Source organism: Bradyrhizobium sp. CIR18 (assembly GCF_014198295.1).
Lineage (GTDB): Bacteria > Pseudomonadota > Alphaproteobacteria > Rhizobiales > Xanthobacteraceae > Bradyrhizobium.
This window is the reverse complement of record NZ_JACIHF010000016.1, coordinates 110,866-129,298: the sequence shown is the minus strand read 5'-3', so window position 1 is coordinate 129,298 and position 18,433 is coordinate 110,866. Positions and strand designations below refer to the sequence as shown.

At 64.6% G+C, this 18,433-nt stretch carries 21 protein-coding genes; 6 read left to right on the top strand and 15 right to left on the bottom strand.

Annotated elements, in window-relative coordinates; all coding sequences use genetic code 11:
* The first annotated feature begins 7 nt into the window (after window positions 1–7).
* On the top strand, window positions 8–1,495 hold the full coding sequence (locus tag GGD65_RS33770) for an HWE histidine kinase domain-containing protein (protein ID WP_183238057.1): 1,488 nt from the start codon (window positions 8–10) through the stop codon (window positions 1,493–1,495).
* A gap of 97 nt (window positions 1,496–1,592) precedes the next feature.
* On the opposite strand, the gene GGD65_RS33765 is transcribed toward GGD65_RS33770, so the two are convergent.
* Complete coding sequence (locus GGD65_RS33765; RefSeq protein WP_026202612.1) at window positions 1,593–1,814, bottom strand: hypothetical protein; 222 nt, start codon at window positions 1,812–1,814, stop codon at window positions 1,593–1,595.
* Between the two features lie 142 nt (window positions 1,815–1,956).
* Between GGD65_RS33765 and GGD65_RS33760 the strand changes: the two genes are divergently transcribed.
* Together GGD65_RS33760 and GGD65_RS33755 are read left to right on the top strand one after the other, a co-directional pair.
* A complete protein-coding gene (locus tag GGD65_RS33760; protein WP_092262548.1) occupies window positions 1,957–2,214 on the top strand; it encodes a hypothetical protein in 258 nt (85 codons plus the stop codon).
* Window positions 2,215–2,308: 94 nt separating this feature from the next.
* Window positions 2,309–2,557 carry a hypothetical protein gene (locus GGD65_RS33755; RefSeq protein ID WP_018321746.1) on the top strand — a complete coding sequence of 83 codons (249 nt, stop codon included), beginning with the start codon at window positions 2,309–2,311 and terminating at the stop codon, window positions 2,555–2,557.
* A 93-nt stretch (window positions 2,558–2,650) separates the two neighbouring features.
* Here GGD65_RS33755 and GGD65_RS33750 read toward each other — a convergent pair whose 3' ends face one another.
* Together GGD65_RS33750 and GGD65_RS33745 are read right to left on the bottom strand one after the other, a co-directional pair.
* A complete protein-coding gene (locus GGD65_RS33750; protein WP_183238056.1) occupies window positions 2,651–2,857 on the bottom strand; it encodes a hypothetical protein in 207 nt (68 codons plus the stop codon).
* 17 nt (window positions 2,858–2,874) lie between these two features.
* Window positions 2,875–3,096: a hypothetical protein gene (locus GGD65_RS33745; protein WP_183238055.1), complete on the bottom strand. Its 222-nt coding sequence runs from the start codon at window positions 3,094–3,096 to the stop codon at window positions 2,875–2,877.
* Between the two features lie 115 nt (window positions 3,097–3,211).
* Between GGD65_RS33745 and GGD65_RS33740 the strand changes: the two genes are divergently transcribed.
* The gene (locus tag GGD65_RS33740; RefSeq protein ID WP_018321749.1) at window positions 3,212–3,406 is read left to right on the top strand and encodes a DUF3072 domain-containing protein; all 195 of its coding nucleotides are present in this window, start codon (window positions 3,212–3,214) and stop codon (window positions 3,404–3,406) included.
* 80 nt (window positions 3,407–3,486) lie between these two features.
* Window positions 3,487–3,774 (top strand): DUF6496 domain-containing protein, encoded by a 288-nt coding sequence (locus GGD65_RS33735; RefSeq protein ID WP_183238054.1) that lies wholly within the window; start codon window positions 3,487–3,489, stop codon window positions 3,772–3,774.
* Window positions 3,775–3,786: 12 nt separating this feature from the next.
* On the opposite strand, the gene GGD65_RS33730 is transcribed toward GGD65_RS33735, so the two are convergent.
* On the bottom strand, window positions 3,787–4,149 hold the full coding sequence (locus tag GGD65_RS33730; protein WP_183238085.1) for a hypothetical protein: 363 nt from the start codon (window positions 4,147–4,149) through the stop codon (window positions 3,787–3,789).
* Window positions 4,150–4,420: 271 nt separating this feature from the next.
* Window positions 4,421–5,956 (bottom strand): Do family serine endopeptidase, encoded by a 1,536-nt coding sequence (locus GGD65_RS33725; protein WP_183238053.1) that lies wholly within the window; start codon window positions 5,954–5,956, stop codon window positions 4,421–4,423.
* A gap of 208 nt (window positions 5,957–6,164) precedes the next feature.
* Between GGD65_RS33725 and GGD65_RS33720 the strand changes: the two genes are divergently transcribed.
* Window positions 6,165–7,001 carry a universal stress protein gene (locus GGD65_RS33720; RefSeq protein ID WP_183238052.1) on the top strand — a complete coding sequence of 279 codons (837 nt, stop codon included), beginning with the start codon at window positions 6,165–6,167 and terminating at the stop codon, window positions 6,999–7,001.
* A 20-nt stretch (window positions 7,002–7,021) separates the two neighbouring features.
* Here the strand turns inward: GGD65_RS33720 and GGD65_RS33715 are convergent, their stop codons facing one another.
* From GGD65_RS33715 to GGD65_RS33670, 10 genes are all read right to left on the bottom strand, one after another.
* Window positions 7,022–7,234 (bottom strand): hypothetical protein, encoded by a 213-nt coding sequence (locus GGD65_RS33715; RefSeq protein WP_063203548.1) that lies wholly within the window; start codon window positions 7,232–7,234, stop codon window positions 7,022–7,024.
* Window positions 7,235–7,516: 282 nt separating this feature from the next.
* Complete coding sequence (locus tag GGD65_RS33710) at window positions 7,517–9,367, bottom strand: bifunctional diguanylate cyclase/phosphodiesterase (RefSeq protein ID WP_210317460.1); 1,851 nt, start codon at window positions 9,365–9,367, stop codon at window positions 7,517–7,519.
* A 270-nt stretch (window positions 9,368–9,637) separates the two neighbouring features.
* Window positions 9,638–10,375, bottom strand: coding sequence for a ribulose-phosphate 3-epimerase (gene rpe / locus GGD65_RS33705; protein ID WP_183238050.1), 738 nt, complete (start codon window positions 10,373–10,375; stop codon window positions 9,638–9,640).
* Complete coding sequence (gene cbbX / locus GGD65_RS33700; RefSeq protein ID WP_018321759.1) at window positions 10,372–11,304, bottom strand: CbbX protein; 933 nt, start codon at window positions 11,302–11,304, stop codon at window positions 10,372–10,374. The genes rpe and cbbX overlap by 4 nt, the downstream gene beginning before the upstream one ends.
* A gap of 99 nt (window positions 11,305–11,403) precedes the next feature.
* Entirely contained in the window at window positions 11,404–11,808 is a 405-nt protein-coding gene (locus tag GGD65_RS33695) for a ribulose bisphosphate carboxylase small subunit (RefSeq protein ID WP_183238049.1), read from the bottom strand.
* 11 nt (window positions 11,809–11,819) lie between these two features.
* Window positions 11,820–13,280 carry a form I ribulose bisphosphate carboxylase large subunit gene (locus GGD65_RS33690; RefSeq protein ID WP_091964799.1) on the bottom strand — a complete coding sequence of 487 codons (1,461 nt, stop codon included), beginning with the start codon at window positions 13,278–13,280 and terminating at the stop codon, window positions 11,820–11,822.
* 38 nt (window positions 13,281–13,318) lie between these two features.
* On the bottom strand, window positions 13,319–14,404 hold the full coding sequence (fba, locus tag GGD65_RS33685; RefSeq protein ID WP_183238048.1) for a class II fructose-bisphosphate aldolase: 1,086 nt from the start codon (window positions 14,402–14,404) through the stop codon (window positions 13,319–13,321).
* A gap of 12 nt (window positions 14,405–14,416) precedes the next feature.
* Entirely contained in the window at window positions 14,417–16,435 is a 2,019-nt protein-coding gene (gene tkt, locus GGD65_RS33680) for a transketolase (protein ID WP_183238047.1), read from the bottom strand.
* Window positions 16,436–16,451: 16 nt separating this feature from the next.
* Window positions 16,452–17,327 (bottom strand): phosphoribulokinase, encoded by an 876-nt coding sequence (locus GGD65_RS33675; protein ID WP_018321765.1) that lies wholly within the window; start codon window positions 17,325–17,327, stop codon window positions 16,452–16,454.
* 12 nt (window positions 17,328–17,339) lie between these two features.
* Complete coding sequence (locus GGD65_RS33670) at window positions 17,340–18,377, bottom strand: class 1 fructose-bisphosphatase (RefSeq protein WP_183238046.1); 1,038 nt, start codon at window positions 18,375–18,377, stop codon at window positions 17,340–17,342.
* Window positions 18,378–18,433: the final 56 nt, after the last annotated feature.

Below are 18,433 nucleotides of genomic sequence, written 5' to 3'. Positions count from 1 at the left end.
CCCGCGAATGGACCACGAAAAGGTCAACATCCTGCTCGTCGACGACCAGCCGGCCAAGCTGCTCGCCTATGAGGTGATCCTGAAGGAACTCGGCGAGAACCTCGTGATCGCTTCGTCCGGACGCGAGGCGCTGGAGGTGCTGCTCAAGACCGAGATCGCGGTGATCCTGGTCGACGTCTGCATGCCCGAGCTCGACGGCTTCGAGCTCGCCGCGATGATCCGCGAGCATCCGCGCTTCCAGAAGACCGCGATGATCTTCATCTCCGCCATCCAGGTCAGCGACATCGACCGGTTGCGCGGCTACGAGATGGGCGCGGTCGACTACGTGCCGGTCCCGGTCGTACCGGAAGTGCTGCGCGCCAAGATCAAGGTGTTTGCCGAGCTGTACCGCAAGACCCGCGAGCTGGAACGGCTGAACCAGGAGCTCGAGGACCGCGTCCGCGCGCGCACCGCGGAACTGGAGAACTCCACCGCGAAGCTGCGCGAAAGCGAGCAGCGGCGCAGCATGGCCATCGCCGCCGGCAAGATGGGCTCCTGGGATTGGGACTGGATCAGCGGCGACTGGATGTGGGACGAGGGGCAATATCGCATCTTTGGGGTCGGCCCGGAGAGCTTCGAGGTCAATCCGGCCAACGTTCAGGCGCTGTTGCATCCCGACGACGTCGATCAGTTGCGCAAGGCGATCGCCGAGTTCAACAAGGGCAGGCGGGCCTATGAGACCGAGTTTCGCATTGTGCGGCCCGACGGTGAGGTGCGCTGGTGCGTCGGCACGGCGGCCGCGACGGTCGACGACAGCGGTCGTGTCGTGCGCGTGAGCGGTGTCACCGTGGACATCACCGAACGCAAGCGAGCCGAGGAACGGCAGAATCTGCTGGCGCGGGAAGTCGATCATCGCGCCAAGAATGCGCTGGCGCTGGCGCAGTCCATCGTGCGCCTCACCCGTGCCGACGAGGTCAAGGCCTATGTCAACGCCGTCGAGGGGCGCATCAATGCGCTGGCGCGCGTGCACACCATCCTGTCGCTATCGAGCTGGCAGGGCGCGGAGCTCTCCAAGCTGATCGACGAGGAGCTTGCGCCCTATTCGCTCGGCGGCCAGATCGTATTGGCGGGTCCGGAGGTCCAGTTGGTGCCGGCGACGGCTCAGACGCTGGCGCTCGCGTTGCACGAGCTCTTCACCAACTCGGCCAAGTATGGCGCACTCTCGACCAGGTCGGGACGGCTCATGATCGGCTGGCAAGTCGAGGACCAGCTGCTGACGCTGAGGTGGGAAGAGTCCGGCGGTCCGCTCGTCATGACCCCGAAATCTCGCGGCTTCGGCACGCGGAGCCTGCTTGCGAGCGTCGAGTCCCAGCTCGGTGGACAGGCGCAATTCGATTGGCGAGCCGAAGGACTGTTGTGCCGCCTCGAGGTGCCGCTGACACGCAAGACGGCGACGACCGCACCCGGAAAATTCGACGCCCCCGGCTCCGCCGAATTGCAACGCGCCTCGGGCTGAAGCGCGATGCGATCAGGATGAATCGTCATCGCGCTTTGGGTCGTTATTCGAGCATGATCTTTTCGGAAAACCGCTGCGCACTTTTCCGGATCATGCTTTAGCCCGACGCCGCCATCCTGGTTTGCCGCGCCGGCCGCGCTTCCTCGGCAAGACGGCCTTCGAGCCAGGCTTCCGTCTGAGCGAGATCGCGTAGCGCCCTCGCGTAGCGGCGGGCCGCACTTCGCTCCGCGCCGCGCGGCAGTTTGCGGGCCTTGCGCAGCATGTCCGCAGCCGCGTTGCGATAGGCCAGCGAGCGGTAAAGAAAGACTACCTTACCCATATCGAATGTTCCCGTTTTGCCGACGCTTATCCTCGCAGGCCCGGCATGAACGTCGGATGAAGCCGGTGATGACAATTCCTTCATGCATTTGGAACCGGTGAATATCGTCCGCGTTTGCATGTCAGTTCGGGATGCAGTTCCCATGCGCGCAAAAAAGTCGTCGGACCTGATCTCTCCCACCGGCCTCATCAAGCTGATGACGCATGCGATGATGGGCGCAGCCCTCGGCCTCGCCTTCAGCCTCGCGCTGATCCTGTCCAATCCCGCCGTCGCCAGGCTGCTCGATCACGGCGGAAGCCAAGCCGTAATCGTCTTCGCCCTCACATTGGTGACGACGTTCGCGATCGGCGCGACACTCACCGGCGTCGTGTTCATCCTCGCTGAGGACAAGCAATCTTGAAGCGCGCGTGTGCGCGGCAGATGCGTTTGTCGGGAACTCCTTCGGCAAATGGAGGTTGGCTGCCTGCGTCAATTTAACTCAGGGAGTTCCCCGCATGACAACGGCCAAGCTCGTTCTCACCGCAATGTTGGCCACCGGCCTCGCCGCCGCGCCGCTCGCCGCACAGGCCAAGTCGCACAAGGCGAAACACGGATCATCGATGTCGTCCTCGCAGACCACCGGCGCCAACACCAAGGCCTCGAAGGGCGCGGATCCTTCCGGCCAGGGCGGCTCCGGTCCCGGCTCGGACCAGGGCGGCACCATGACGAACCAGAGCAGCAAGGGCATGAGCAATACCAAGTGAGCTCAGGCCGACACGACATCAAAAGCCCCGCCGCGACGCGGGGCTTTTTTCTTGTTTCTTGAGCCAACATCGTCGAGCGCCCGCGTCAGCTCGTTACCGGCGACGCGTTTCAGAGTTGAGCGCGCGGCCCGCAGCATTCGTCTTCACGAGTTGCTCGAGCTGCGCCCGCTTGCGTCCGATCAGAAGTTGGGCCGCAGCATCGTCGAGCCCCGCACGCTGCAATTGCCGGATGGCAGAGCCCAATTCGAGAATCTCGGCGCGCAACCTCAAGATCCGGTAAGTGTCCGGGTCTTCCTCCACGACGCCCCCAAAAGGTTTCAGCGCCGCGTGCTCGCGCGCTCGGGACTAATGACTGTCTTCACGAGACGAAGGCGCACCCGGTCACGAACGTCAGGCAGGATATCGCCGCCGCCGGCAGCCTTCCATTCGCCGATCAGCAAATTGACCTTCCGGCGCAAATCCATCTGCGCCAAGGCCTGCTGGACGCAATCGCGGTCGCCGTTGATGAGATCGCGCACGGAGGCCTCGACGCCGGCCATCTCAACCCTCAAGGCGCTGATTTGACGTCGAATTTCATTAATTCTGTTGTCCATGGCTTGTTAGAACAAAATAAGAACATATAGTCAAGTCACGATTTCAGAGCGGAGAAGCGACATGCAGGTTCAAGGCAAATACGACGCCAGGGTTTTCCTCGCCGAGCAGATGACACGGACGCAGGGGCTCAGGCTGAAACGGCTGAGTGAAGAAGCGTATCAGCCCGCGCAATATGCGCGCGATCTGTCCTTCAGCGAGGCCGCACGTCGCATCCAGGTGCTGGAAGCCGAGATCGAGCTGGCGAATTCCTTCTAGGCTGCGCCTGGAACGCTGTCCGCGTCCTTCGGGAACCATGCCCGTGTCGAATGGTTCTCCCCGGCCAAGGGAGAACATGCATGGCACGCAAGGCAAAGAAACGCCGCTACTCGCGCAGCTCCGGCAGTGATGTCGAGAGCGAGATGCGCCGCTACAAGAAGGGCACGGCAAAGAGCGGTCGCAAAGGCCGTGGCGGACGCGTGAAGAGTCGCAAGCAGGCGATCGCGATCGGACTGTCGAAGGCACGCAAGAAGGGCAAGAAGGTCCCGAAGAAGGCTGCCAAGAAGACCTCCAGGAAAACGTCCAAGAAGAGGACGACGAAGAAGACAAGCAAGAAATCGTCGAAGCGCAAATCCAGCAAGCGCTGACCCTGACCCGCGTCAGATCATGCTGCCCGGCATGAAGCAGCGGATCGAAACGCCGAACGCGGTCTTGACCGGCCACACCATGGTGCGGCCGGCGCGGTTCGGCTCGGTGATGACGGCTTCGTCCGGCACCTCGATCCACTCGCCGTCGAGACGCACGCGATAATGCCCGTTATGCGACTCCCAGTCCGGATCGGCGACGGCAAAGCCATCCGCATCCGAGCAGCACGGACCAAGGTGGCTGCGCAAACTGTCGAACCAGGACTTCAGGGGTGAATCCGCGTAGCGGCCGTCGTCCCGCCCGAGAGCGTCTCCGCCCCACAGCACGAATGGCGCCACGAGCAGCGCACTCCTCAGCGAGAGCTTCAATCGATCCATGTCGGCACCGATCAAATGCGAACCAGCGGCCAGTTCCAGAAGCCGGCGGCAAGTTCGAAGTTCCACGCTTGCGTCCCGGTGGCATCGTTGCCACCGGCGACCTGCACGGTTCGGAACTTTGATGAGCGAACACGGCTTTTTCGGACGAACCGCGTCATCGTCGCTGCCGTTAACGAGAATGTTATCGATCGCTTCCCGGCAGTCCTGAAGCCGAACGGAAAAGGCGGCCACGAGGGCCGCCTTTCTTGATCTATGCCGATCGAGGTTCGCCTCAGGCGAGTGGGACCGCGACGAAGCGGGTCGCCTGTGCGCCTCTGACCTGCAACAGCACGCTGCGCTTGCCGGACGATTTGGCCTGCGCCAGCTCGGAACGGACGTCGCCGACATTGGCGACGGCCTTGCCGCCGACATTGAGGATGACGTCGCCGGTCTGGATGCCGCGCTGCGCCGCAGGCCCTTGCGGATCGACTTCGGTGACGACAACGCCCTTCTGGCCAGCGCCCTGGACGTCACCGGCCGGAGCCAAAGCAAGACCGAGGCGCGGCGTGCCGGGGCCCGGCTGGTCCTTGCCAACATCGGCCTTGGCCTGCCTTTCGTTCGGCAGTTCGCCGAGCGCGAGCGTCACCGTCTTGCTGTCGCCTTTGTGGAAGACGTCGAGCTTCACTGAGCTGCCAGGCGCAAGGGTCGCGATCGTGCGGGCGAGGTCGCGGGAATCCTTGATCGCGGTGCCGTTGACGGCGGTGATGACATCGCCCGCCTCGATGCCAGCCTTCGCCGCCGGGCTGCCATCCTGGGGATTGTCGACGATCGCACCGCGCGCCTCCTTCAGGCCGAGGCTGTCGGCAATCTCGGCGGTAACCGGCTGCACTTGCACGCCGAGCCAGCCACGGGTCACCGCGCCCTTGTCCTTCAGCTGCGCAACGACGAGTTTTGCGGTCGAGGCCGGAATGTCGAAGCCGATGCCGACCGAGCCGCCGGAGGGCGAGAAGATCGCAGTGTTCACGCCGATCACGTTGCCGCTCATGTCGAAGGCCGGGCCGCCGGAATTGCCCTTGTTGATGGGCGCATCGATCTGGATGAAGTCGTCGTAGGGGCCGTTGCCGATGTCGCGGCCGCTGGCCGAGACGATGCCGGCAGTCACGGTGCCGCCGAGACCGAAGGGATTGCCGACCGCAACCACCCAATCGCCGATGCGCGGCTTCTGGTCGGAGAATTTGACGAACGGGAAGTCCTTCTTGCCGTCGACCTTGATCAGCGCGAGATCGGTCTTCGGATCGGTGCCGACGACCTTGGCGGTGTAGCTCGTGCCGTCATCCATGGTCACCTGCACCGACTCGGCATGGTCGACGACGTGGTTGTTGGTCACGGCATAGCCGTCGGCGGAGATGAAGAAGCCGGAGCCTTCGCCCGTAATCATCTGATGGCGCTGGCGCGGCATGCCGTTCATGCCGCCCGGGCCGCGGAAGCCGAACTGCCGCGAGAATTGGTCGAACGGGGTGTCCTCGTCCTGATCCATCCGGTTCTGCTGCAGCATCGCGCTCTTGTCGTTGTCCTGGTCGATCTTGACCCGTACCGAGATGACGGCGGGTTTGACCTTGCTGACCAGGTCACCAAAGCCCGGCGGCGTCGCAGCGGATTCGGCGGCCTGGGCCGGGGTAATGAAGGAGCTCGGACCGAACGGCGAAGAGCCGGGAGCAGCCGCTAGCACGGCCACGCCGAGCGCGGCCACGGTGCCGAGCAGCGCAAGCCGGCGCGGCCTCAAGATCCTGCGGGACGTCGTGGTGTCGGAATTGACGCGATGGTTCATGTCGAAATGTCCATGTTGGATAAGGTGTCGCCTTGCCTCCAACATGGCCATCGTCACCTTACGACGCCCCGTCCATCCGATTAAATCTTGGCAAACAATGCGCGCGCCCCAGCGGAAGTCCTCCCGTGCGCATTTGATACAGCTCAACGCGGGCCCTTCCGGCGGTGAAAAACTGCGGCCACCGGCTGATGTTCATCGGAGGCGCGCCATGTACAAAGACATTCTCGTTCACATCCCCACCGAACGTCCCATGCGTTCCGCGATCGACGGCTCGATTTCGCTCGCGGCGCAGTTCAACGCCCATCTCGACGCAGTTGCGATCGGCTATGTGGCAACCAGTGCGGCTTACGTAATGGAAGGCGGCGCCGCGGTGGCGGCCGTGTTCGAACTGGAGCGCGAGCGCGCAGTCGAGCGGGCCGAGGCCGCGCTCGCGGTGTTTGGCATCGAAGCGGCGAACGCGGGCATCTCCTACGCCTGCCGCCCCCTTGGCGCGATCCCGGTGGATGCAGCCGGCTCGCTCGGTGAGATGGCACGACTGCACGACCTCAGCGTCGTGCTGCAACCAGATCCGGCGCAAAGCTCGTTCGACAACGACGTGCCGGGCGAGATCCTGTTTCAGGCGGGCAGCCCGGTGCTGTTCCTGCCCTACACCTTCCATGGACCTTTCAAGGCGAACCGGATCGGCATCTGCTGGGACGGCAGCCGCCTCGCGGCTCGCGCCGTGCACGACGCGGCGCCGTTCCTGGCGCGCGCCGATGCGATCGTGATCATCACCATCAACGAGGCCGCCGCGGTCTCCGACGAAGCTTCAGCGAACGGCCTGGCAAGACACCTCGGCCGGCGCGGACTGTCGACCCGCACGGTCGGCCTGTCAGCGACGCGCGCCGACATCCAGCCGACCATCCTGTCACTGGCGGCCGATGAGGGGCTAGATCTCCTGGTGATGGGCGGCTACGGCCATTCGCGGTTGCAGGAGCGCGTTCTCGGCGGCGTCACCCGCGCCATGCTGCAGGCCATGACGGTCCCGACGCTGATGTCGCATTGAGCCGGGCCGGCCCGGCGCCGTCACGCCGCGACCGGGGTCTCCCACGTCGCGGGCGCGGCAGCGCCCTCGTCGTGTTGCACATTGCACGCGTCGAAATGCGCCTTGAGTTCGACCTCAGCGAGATACTCGAAATGTTCGGCCTGGCCGAGGAGTTCCCAGTTCTGAAGCGGCCGGTAGGCCGCCTGCTGACGACAGAGGGACGCCAGCGCCCGGTAGCGACGTACGTTCTCCATGAGACCCTCCCTCGCACTCACAAGGCTTATTGCCCCGATTTGCGTCAGGCCGATGGCGATTGTGCAAAAGATTTGCTGCGCCCGTCGCGCGCCTGACCTCGGCTCGTTCTTGGGAAGCGCGTATCCGGGCCAAGGTTCCAAATGTCGATGACTGACACTCGGTAACCCGCCACCGGAGCCAGGGACTAAAGCACGATCCGGAAAAGTGCGCAGCGGTTTTCCGGATTATACTTAAATAACAACCTAAAGCGCGATGACGATTCATTCTAATCGCATCGCGCTCTAGGCGTAGAGCCGGCTCTCCACGGTCATGCCGACCAGGTCGAGATAGCGCTCGATCAGGGCGGGTCGGCCGACCAGATAGCCCTGCATCTCCTCGCAGGCCTCCCCCGCCAGGAAGGCACGCTGCGCTTCCGTCTCCACCCCCTCGGCAATGACCGGGATATGCAGCGCGTGCGCGAGGCTCAGGACCGCGCGGACGATCTCGGCCGATTGCGGCGTCGCCTCGAGATTGGAGATGAAGCTGCGATCGATCTTGATCTTGTCGAACGGGAACGACTGGAGATAGGACAGCGAGGAATAGCCGGTGCCGAAATCGTCCATCGCGATGCGGATGCCGAGCGCCTTCAGCCGCCGCAGCAGATTGAGCGCGCGGGTGAAATCGCCGATCAGCACGCCCTCGGTGATCTCGACCTCGAGCCGCGTCGGCGTCAGCCCCGTCTCCAGCAGGATCTGGTGGATCGAACGTTCGAGATCGCCCGCCTGGAACTGGATCGGCGACAGATTGACGGCGACCTGCAGCGGCCGCGGCCAGGATGCCGCCTCGCGGCAGGCTTCGCGCAAGACCCATTCGCCGATCTGGACGATCAGCCCGTTCTCTTCGGCGAGCGGAATGAACTGGTCCGGCGGCACGAAGCCGCGCGTCGGGTGGTTCCAGCGCAGCAGAGCCTCGAAGCCGATGACCTCGCCATCCACCCGCGCCTGCGGCTGGAAGTAGACCAGGAACTGGTTCTGCTCCAGCGCCTGTCGCAGATCGTGCTGCAACAGCCTGCGGTCGCGCAGCTCCTGGTCCATCTCGGATTCGAAGAAGCGCACCCGGCCCCTGCCCTCGCGCTTGGCACGATAGAGCGCCGAGTCGGCGTTGGCGAGCAGCGTGGCGGCATTCACGCCGTCGTCCTGATAGAACGCGATGCCGACGCTAAGGCCGACATGGGAGAGATAGTCGTCGACCTCCAGCTCCTGGCCGATGCTCTCGACCAGGCGTTCGGCGAGCGCCAGAACGTCATCGCGGCTGATGTCGTCGGGCATCAGGATCATGAACTCATCGCCGCCGATACGGGCGACGAAGGCGCTGTCGGCTTCCTCGGCAAGCCGGTCCGCCGCCGCCCGCATCAGCAGATCGCCGACGGGGTGGCCGAACACGTCGTTGACTTCCTTGAAGCGGTCGAGATCGAGGCTGAGCACGGCAAAACTGGTCGCCGCCTCCTGCGCCCGCTCCAGCCGTTCTCCGAGCACGGCGTTGAAGGCGCTGCGGTTCGGCAGGTCGGTCAACGCATCATGATGCGCAAGATGGCTGATGCGTTCGCGGGTGGTGACGCGCTCGGTGACGTCCTCGATCACACCGACCAGATATTGCGGTTCGCCGGCGCCATCCGCGATCAGCATCTTGCGTGAATTGACCACGCGGTCGTGGCCCTTGACGCCGATGTCGAGCAGATGCTCCTCGAGGAACATCGGCATGCCGCTGGCAACGACTCGACGATCCTGTTCAATGACCACGCGCGCGACGTCGGCCGGGAATATCTCTTCAGGTGTTCGGCCGAGCATCTGTTCGCGCGGCATGCCGTAATAGTCTTCCCCGGCGCGGTTGAGCAGGATATAGCGCGAACTCTTCGCGCATTTCGCGAAGACGGCGATCGGAATGTTCTCGACGATGGTGTCGAGGAACTCCTGGGTTCGCAGCAGATCAAGCTCGACCTCATCGTGCGAGTGAGCGCGTGCGTCGGTCATCCGCTGGCGGTCGCGATCGCTCGCGTCATAGGCCGCGCTGACGAGCTCGCCCAGCTTGAGGACGTCGACATGTCCGGCCGCATCGGTCGCGCAGCGAAGCTGCTCGGCGAACAAGCGATGCATGCTCACGCCATCGCCCCATGCCGCGTGCAGGCCTCATGCCTGGCAATAGCCTTGATCCGCATCCCCGCGCTCTCTTGGCATTCCTGCACGCAGGTTGCGATGCACAGCATTGCGCGGGCGTTAATCGAATTTTCGCCTCGAATGCGTTGGTTACCCCGACCTGAAAGACGCGATCGCTTTTTGCCGCAACCTCCGTGGAACCCCGGAGATATGTGCCACGCCGTGGGACAACCGGCACGGGCGGATCTTCCGGCTTGCGCCTTCCGTAGTCTACCGGATACGGCCTGCCTCGCTGACGCGTAGCGGCTGCGTAGAATTATCTTGCCGCTTCAGAACCCGGCCTGTCTCGGCAGCGACGCGGATGGCCTCGATATTCGCGGCATATTCGGCAACGCTCTGGCCGCGGAACACGGCGGAACCCGCTACCAGCGTATCGGCGCCCGCGGCCGCCACGGCAGCGGCATTGTCGCGCGTGACACCGCCATCGACCTCGAGCCGGATCGGCCGGTCGCCGATCATGGCTTTGATCCGTTCGATCTTCTCGAGCTGGGATTCGAGGAAGGACTGGCCGCCAAATCCCGGATTGACCGTCATCACCAGCACGAGATCGATGCGGTCGAGCACATATTCGATCGCGCTCTCGTGAGTCGCGGGACACAGGCTGACGCCGGCTTTCTTGCCGAGGGCACGGATGGCCTGCAGCGAGCGGTCGAGATGGGCGCCGGCTTCGGCGTGAATCGTGATGACGTCAGCCCCGGCCTTTGCGAACGCCTCGAGATAGGGATCGACAGGCGCGATCATGAGATGCACGTCGAATATCTTCTTCGTCGTCGGGCGGATCGCCTTGATGACATCGGCACCGAAGCTGATGTTGGGCAAGAAGTGTCCATCCATGACGTCGCAATGGATCCAATCGGCGCCGGCCGTGTCGATTGCGGCGATCTCCTCGCCGAGGCGCGCGAAATCCGCGGCCAGGATCGAGGGAGCAATCATGATCTCTCTGGTCATGGCTTTGCACTCCGCGCATCGGCGCCGCCGCTGAAGACGCGGCTCGCCAGGACGTCCATGGGATCGATAGTTTCGAGATCGTCGACATCGAGCATACGGTCGAGGTCGGACACCAGGCGATCGGCCTGCCGCAAGCGGATGCGGTCGACGGCGTTGCGGATCGAACGCGCATTGGAGAAGAACGGCTGAGTCCGACGCAATGCGATGTATTTCTCGAACGCCTCGCGGGCCGTGGCCGAAAAGCGATAGCCCCGCTCCTTCAGCATCAGCTCGGCAATGACGAGCAACTCGGCCTCCGCATAATCAGGGAATTCGATGTGGTGGGCGATGCGCGAGCGGAAGCCGGGATTGGAGGCGAAGAAGCTCGTCATGCGCTCGCCATAGCCGGCGAGGATCACGACGAGGTCTTCGCGCTGGTTCTCCATCACCTGGAGCAGGATCTCGATGGCCTCCTGGCCGTAGTCGCGCTCGTTGTCGGGGCGATGCAGATAATAGGCCTCGTCGATGAACAGCACGCCGCCCATCGCCTTCTTCAGGATCTCCTTGGTCTTCGGCGCAGTGTGGCCGATATATTGGCCGACGAGATCGTCGCGCGTCACCGAGATCACCTGCCCGCGCCGCACGAAGCCGAGCCCGTGCAGGATCTTGGCCATGCGCAGCGCGACGGTCGTCTTGCCGGTGCCGGGATTGCCGGTGAACGACATGTGCAGCGTCGGCGGAGCCGATGCCAGGCCCGCGCGCTGCCTGATGCGCTCGATCAGCAGCAGCGAGGCGATCTGGCGCACGCGGTTCTTCACCGGCTTCAATCCGATCAGCTCCTGCTCGAGCTGCTGCAGCGTGTCGGTGATCCCGGCCGCCTCGGCTTCCTTGCGGAGATCGAATTGGGTCTCGTTGGGCTCAGTCGTGGTTGCGTGGGGAACATCGAGCATGGCTACCCTCGAAGAAAAGAGCTTCGCCGCGGGGGAGCGGCGAAGCAGTTGGTCCGCCAAGGATGCGGAGCAGGGAGAGCTCCGCGCGGAAGCGGATCGTTAAGTCGACGCGTGGGCTGGTTTCCGCACAGTGGTGTAACGGATCGCGCGGCCGCCCACCTCTTGCCGCACCAGCTCGAACTCCGCCTCATGCGGAGGCCGATTGACGAGGAAGGAGATCCGCACCGATTCCCAGCCATGACTGGAATCGAAGCCGCTGATGCGGATGTACTTATTGCCATACACCCTGCGGCACTCCGCGAGCTCCATCATCACGCCGGCGGCGTCCTGGAGGTCGAACATCGGCAGGCCCCACATCTCCCAATAGGTGTTGCGGGGATGAGGATCGCCGGTGAATTCGATATTCACCGCCCAGCCGTTGCCAAGGCAATACTGCACCTGCTTATAGATCTGGTCGTCGGTGAGATCGGGCAGGAACGAAAAGCAACCCTGAGTGAGTTTCATGCTGCGTCTCCCTAGACGGTTTCGAGCGCGGTCGGCACGAAGTCCGGCGTGTCGGTGGATTGATAATTGAACGTCACGTCCTTCCAGACCTCGAGCGCGGCCTTCAGCGGTGTGCAGGTCTCGGCCGCCCTGGCCAGGATCTCGGGACCCTCGTGGACGTAGTCGCGGCCCTCATTGCGGGCGAGGATCATCGCTTCCAGCGCCACGCGGTTGGCGATCGCGCCGGCCGCAATGCCCATGGGATGGCCGATGGTGCCGCCGCCGAATTGCAGCACGACGTCTTCGCCGAGCAGGTCGAGCAGCTGATGCATCTGGCCGGCATGGATGCCGCCGGAGGCGACCGGCATCATCTTGTTCAGGCTCGCCCAGTTCTGGTCGAAGAACAGGCCGTGCTCGAGCTTGGTCGGATTGAAGTCCTCGCGGCAGACATCGTAATAGCCGCGCGTGGTGTTGGGGTCGCCTTCCAGCTTGCCGACCACCGTGCCGGCATGGATGTGATCGACACCCGCGAGCCGCATCCACTTGGCGATGACGCGGAACGACACGCCATGGCTCTTCTGCCGCGTATAGGTGGAGTGACCGGCGCGATGCAGATGCAGGATCATGTCGTTGCGCCGCGCCCATTTGGCCATCGACTGGATCGCGGTGTAGCCGATCACGAGATCGATCATGACGATGCACGATCCGAGCTCCTTGGCGAACTCTGCACGCTCATACATGTCCTCCATCGTGCCGGCGGTGATGTTCAGGTAGGTGCCCTTCACTTCGCCAGAGGCCGCCTGTGCGCGGTTCACGGCCTCCATGCAGTAGAGGAAACGGTCGCGCCAATGCATGAAAGGCTGCGAGTTGATGTTCTCGTCGTCCTTGGTGAAGTCGAGTCCGCCCTTCAGCGCCTCGTAGACCACGCGGCCATAGTTGCGGCCCGAAAGCCCGAGCTTCGGCTTCACCGTCGCGCCCAGCAGCGGCCGGCCGAACTTGTCGAGCCGTTCGCGCTCGACCACGATGCCGGTCGCCGGCCCCTGGAAGGTCTTCACATAGGCGACAGGGAAACGCATGTCTTCCAGCCGCAGCGCCTTGAGCGGCTTGAAGCCGAACACGTTGCCGATGATCGAGGCCGAGAGGTTCGCGATCGAGCCCGGCTCGAACAGGTCGAGGTCGTAGGCGATGTAGGCGAAATACGAGCCCGGCGTGCCCGGCACGGGATCGACGCGGTAGCATTTCGCGCGATACTTCTCCGCCGCGGTCAGGCGATCGGTCCACACCACGGTCCAGGTCGCGGTCGAGGATTCACCTGCCACCGCAGCCGAGGCCTCGATCGGGTCGACGCCCTCCTGCGGTGTCACGCGGAACAGCGCGATGACGTCGGTGTCCTTTGGCGTGTAATCGGGCTCCCAATAGCCCATGCGCTTGTATTCCATCACACCGGAGCGATAGCGCTCTTTGCCGCGAACCGTGCCTGCATGTGCGTTCATGTCTCTCTCCTGTTGTTTTCTCTGTTGTTTCCGATTGACTAAGCCGCAACGGGCTCGCGGGCATCGATGCGCGGATCGAGCTCGGCGGCGCGATAGCGCCGCGCCATCTCGCTCAAGGGAATGACCTTGATCTTGCTGGCGTGGCCGGCGGTGCCGAACTGCTCGAAACGATCACGACAGAGCTCGCGCATCGCGTCCATCGCGGGTTTAAGGAATTTGCGCGGATCGAATTCGGAACGCGTTTGAGCGGCGACCTTGCGGAACACGGCCGTCATCGCGAGGCGGCAGTCGGTGTCGATATTGACCTTGCGCACACCGCTCTTGATGCCGCGCACGATCTCCTCGACTGGCACGCCCCAGGTCTGCGGCATCTCGCCGCCGAACTGGTTGAACATGTCCTGCAGCGGCTGCGGCACCGACGAGGAGCCGTGCATGACGAGGTGCGTATTCGGCAGGCGGCGATGGATCTCCTCGACCACGCGCATCGCCAGGATGTCGCCATCCGGCTTGCGGCTGAACTTGTAGGCTCCGTGCGAGGTGCCCATTGCGATGGCGAGCGCATCGACCTTGGTGGCACGAACGAAGTCGACCGCCTGGTCGGGATCGGTCAAGAGCTGATCATGGCTGACCGTGCCCTCGACGCCGTGGCCATCCTCCTGCTCGCCGCCGCCGTGCTCGAGCGAGCCGAGCACGCCGAGCTCGCCTTCGACGGAGGCGCCGACCCAGTGGGCGAGATCGACGACGCGGCGGGTGATCGCGACGTTGTAATCGTAATCGGCCGCCGTCTTGGCGTCGGCCTTGAGCGAGCCGTCCATCATGACGGAGGTGAAGCCGTGGGCAATGGCGGAGGCGCAGGTCGCTTCGTCATTGCCGTGGTCCTGGTGCATGCAGAGCGGGATGTCCGGATAGGTCCGCTCCAGCGCATCGATCATGTGCGAGAGCATGAGATCGCCGGCGTAGCTGCGCGCGCCGCGCGAGGCCTGGATGATGACGGGCGCGTCGACCTCGGCCGCCGCCTGCATGATCGCGATGCCCTGCTCCATATTGTTGATGTTGAACGCCGGCACCGCATAACCGTGAGAGGCGGCGTGGTCGAGCAGTTGGCGAAGGGTGATACGGGCCACGTGAAGTCCTCCTTATTGTCGCTTGCGAGCGACCGCCCGGCGGGCGGCTTCCGCAATGCTTTGCGGTGTGATGCCGAATTCGCGGTACAGCACCGGCGCCGGCGCCGAGGCGCCGAAGCCGCGCATGCCGACGAATTCGCCCTCAGTGCCGATCCAGCGCGACCAGTCGCCCTGCACGGCCGCCTCGATCCCGACGCGCGGCGCGGTGCCGAGCACGCTGGCGCGGTATTCGTCCGGCTGCTCCTCGAACAGGGCGAAGCAAGGCGCGGACACCACGGCGGCGCGGATGTGCTCGGTCGCGAGCAGGCGGGCGGCTTCCAGTGCAATCGAGACTTCCGAACCGGTTGCGATCAGCGTCACGTCGCGGCCGCCGTCCGGCGATACGACGAGATAGGCGCCGTGTGCGACACGGTTTCTGCCGCGCGCATCGCTACGGAAGGTCGGCAACGCCTGCCGCGACAGGCACAGCACGGACGGACGATTCTCGGAATTGAGCGCGCAATCCCAGGCCTCCAGCGTCTCCACCGCGTCGGCGGGACGGAACACCAGCAGGTTCGGGATCACCCGCAGCGCGGCAAGATGCTCGACAGGCTGGTGCGTCGGGCCGTCCTCGCCGAGGCCAATGGAGTCGTGGGTCATCACATGGATGACACGCAGCCGCATCAGGGCCGCAAGGCGGATCGCCGGCCGGCTGTAGTCGGAGAACGCGAGGAACGTGCCGCCGTACGGGATGAAGCCGCCGTGCAGCGCGAGGCCGTTCATCGCGGCGGCCATGCCGTGCTCGCGAATGCCGTAGTGGATGTAGTCGCCGGCGAACGCGCCATTCTTGACCGGAGCCTGCACCTTGGCGTGCGTCAGATTCGAATGCGTCAGGTCCGCGGAGCCGCCGACCAGGCCGGCAATCGTCCCGGCGATGCCGTCGAGCACCTGTTGCGAGGCCTGCCGCGTCGCGAGCTTCGGCCGCTCGGACGCAAAGCGTTCGCGCAATTTCGCCGCGGCCATCGCATAGGCGGCTGGCAGGGCAACCGCCTTGCCTTCGATGAACATGTCGCGCTGCTCGGCCGTCGCGCATTCATAGCGATCGAGCCAGGCGAGCCGATCGACCTGGCCGCGTTGCCCGATCATCCGCCACGCCTTCTGGACGGTAACAGGCACCACGAAGGGCTGATAGTCCCAGCCCAACGTCCGGCGCGCGGCCGCGGTCTGCTCGGTGCCGAGCGGCGCACCATGGGCTTTCTCCGTGCCCTGCCGATCAGGCGCGCCGTAGCCGATGATGGTGCGACAGGCGATCAGCGACGGCTTTGCGGTCTCGCGCTCCTCTGCGATTGCCTGCGCAATCGCTTCGGGATCGTGGCCATCGATGCTGCGCACCGACCAGCCGGAGGCGGTGAAACGCGCCAGCTGGTCGTCGGACGTTGCCAGCGAGGTCGGCCCGTCGATCGAGATGCCATTGTCGTCGAACAGCACGATCAGGCGACCGAGCCCGAGATGGCCGGCGAGCGAGAGCGCCTCCTGGCTGAGGCCCTCCATCAGGCAGCCGTCACCGGCGATGACATAGGTGAAATGATCGACGAGACCGTCGCCATGTCGCGCGTTGGCCATCCGCTCGGCGAGCGCCATGCCGACCGCGGTCGCGATCCCCTGCCCCAGTGGCCCTGTCGTCATCTCGACGCCCGGCGTGTGACCATATTCCGGATGGCCCGGCGTCTTCGAGCCCCATTGCCGGAAGGCCTTGATGTCGTCGAGGCTGACGTCGCCGCCGGTCAGATGCAGCAACGCGTACAGCAGCATCGAACCATGGCCCGCCGACAGCACGAAGCGGTCGCGGTCCGGCCAGTTGGGGTGCGCCGAGTCGAACTTCAGGAAGCGCGAGAACAGCACGGTTGCGACATCGGCCATGCCCATGGGCAGGCCGGGATGGCCCGACTGCGACGTCTCGATGGCGTCGACCGCGAGGAAGCGGACGGCATTTGCGAGATCGTTGTGCGTGACCGCATTGAGGTCGGCTTCGGCGTGGACGGAGATGTTCATCGGGTTCTCTCCTCGTTCACTTCAAGCTGCGCTTGCGCTCGATGAGCTGCATGATCAGCGGCGTCAGGATCAGCTGCATCGCGAGATCGAGCTTCGCGCCGGGGCACACGATCGAGTTCGCGCGCGACATCCAGCTCTGCGGCAGCATCGAGAGCAGATAGGGGAAGTCGATGCCGCGCGGGTTCTTGAAGCGGATCACCACCATCGATTCGTCCGGCGTCGGGATCCAGCGCGCGATGAATGGATTGGAGGTGTCCACCGTCGGCACGCGCTGAAAGTTGATGTCGGTCTCGGTGAATTGCGGGCAGATGTAGTGGATGTAGTCGGGCATCCGCCGCAGGATGGTGTCGGTGACCGCCTCGGTCGAATAGCCCCGCGCGCTGCGATCGCGGTGCAGCTTCTGGATCCATTCGAGATTGATGACCGGCACGACGCCGATCTTGAGGTCGGCATAGCGCGCGACATTGACCTTGTCGGTGACGACGGCGCCGTGCAGGCCCTCGTAGAACAACAGGTCCGAATTCTCCGGCAGCCGCTTCCAGTCGGTGAAGGTGCCGGGCGCCGCGCCATGCAGCGCGGACTCCTCTGCGTCATGCACGTAATGCCGTGTCGTCGCCGTGCCGGTTTCGCCATAGTCGCGGAACGCGCGCTCCAGCTCCTCGAACAAATTGGTCTCGGGGCTGAAATGGCTGAAATGCTTGTTGCCGCGATCGGCCTCCTTCGCCATCTGCGCGCGCATCTCGGCGCGGTCGTAGCGATGAAACGCGTCACCCTCGATGTAGGCCGCGTTGACCTTCTCGCGGAAAAATATCTGCTCGAAGGTCTTCTTGACCGAGGTGGTGCCGGCGCCGGAGGAGCCGGTGATGGAGATGATCGGATGCTTCCTGGACATCGGGCGCCCTCCTTACAGCCGGAAGAATCCGCGCCGCGCGAACAGCGGCGCTGAGACGCTGGCAACCAGCAGCGGATCGCAATGCAGCTCCTCGACCCGGCGCACCTCGTTGCTCGATCCCATGATCAGCGGCACGCGCTGGTGCAGACTCTGCGCCGAGAGATCGAGGATGCGCTCGCGTCCCGTCGTGGCGGAGCCGCCGGCCTGCTCGATGATCATGGCCATCGGATGCGCTTCGTAGGTCAGGCGCAGGCGGCCGTCGCCATAGCCGGCACGCGCGTCCGAGGGATAGAGGAAGATGCCGCCGCGGGTGAGGATGCGATAGGCCTCGGCGACCAGCGAGCCGACCCAGCGCATGTTGAAATTGTGGTTGGCTGGCCCCTCGACGCCGGCGAGGCACTCATCGACGAAGGCACGCACCGGCGAATCCCAGTGCCGGCGGTTCGACGCGTTGATCGCGAACTCCTCGCAGGCCTCGGCGATCTGCGCGCCGCTGCGCGCGAGGCGGAAGCAGCCCGCCTTGCGATCGAGCGTGAAGATGTCGACGCCTTCGCCGAGCGTCAGCACCAGGGAGGTCTGCGGCCCGTAGGTGACGAAGCCTGCCGCAAGCTGCGCCGAGCCGCGCTGATGGAAGGCGAGCGAGAGATCATCGGGCGCGGGCAGGATCGAGAAGATCGTGCCGACCGTCATGTTGATGTCGATGTTGGAGGAGCCGTCGAGCGGATCGATCGCGATGCAGATCTTCGCCTCGCGATCGCCGATCTGGGCCTCGCGCATCTCTTCCGAGGCGAGCGCCGCGACCGGCAGCTTGCTGAGGCAGCGGCGCAGGATCGCATCCGCCTGCACGTCGAGATCGCGCTGGACGTCGCCGTCGCTGTTGCGGCCGGTGGTCAGGCCGGAGGCATCCGCGAGATCTCCGGTGGCGATCAGGTCGGCGATCTCGATCGCCGCTGCCGCGATGGCATCGACCGCGGCCGCCACGGCGAGCGCGTGAGGTGTGGTCTCGGAATACCGTTGAAGGTGGTCGTCCAGCCTCAGTTGCCCGGTCATCTGCGCATCCCCTTTGCCGGCGCCGTATCCAGTTCCCTCCCCTCTGGAGGTCGGTA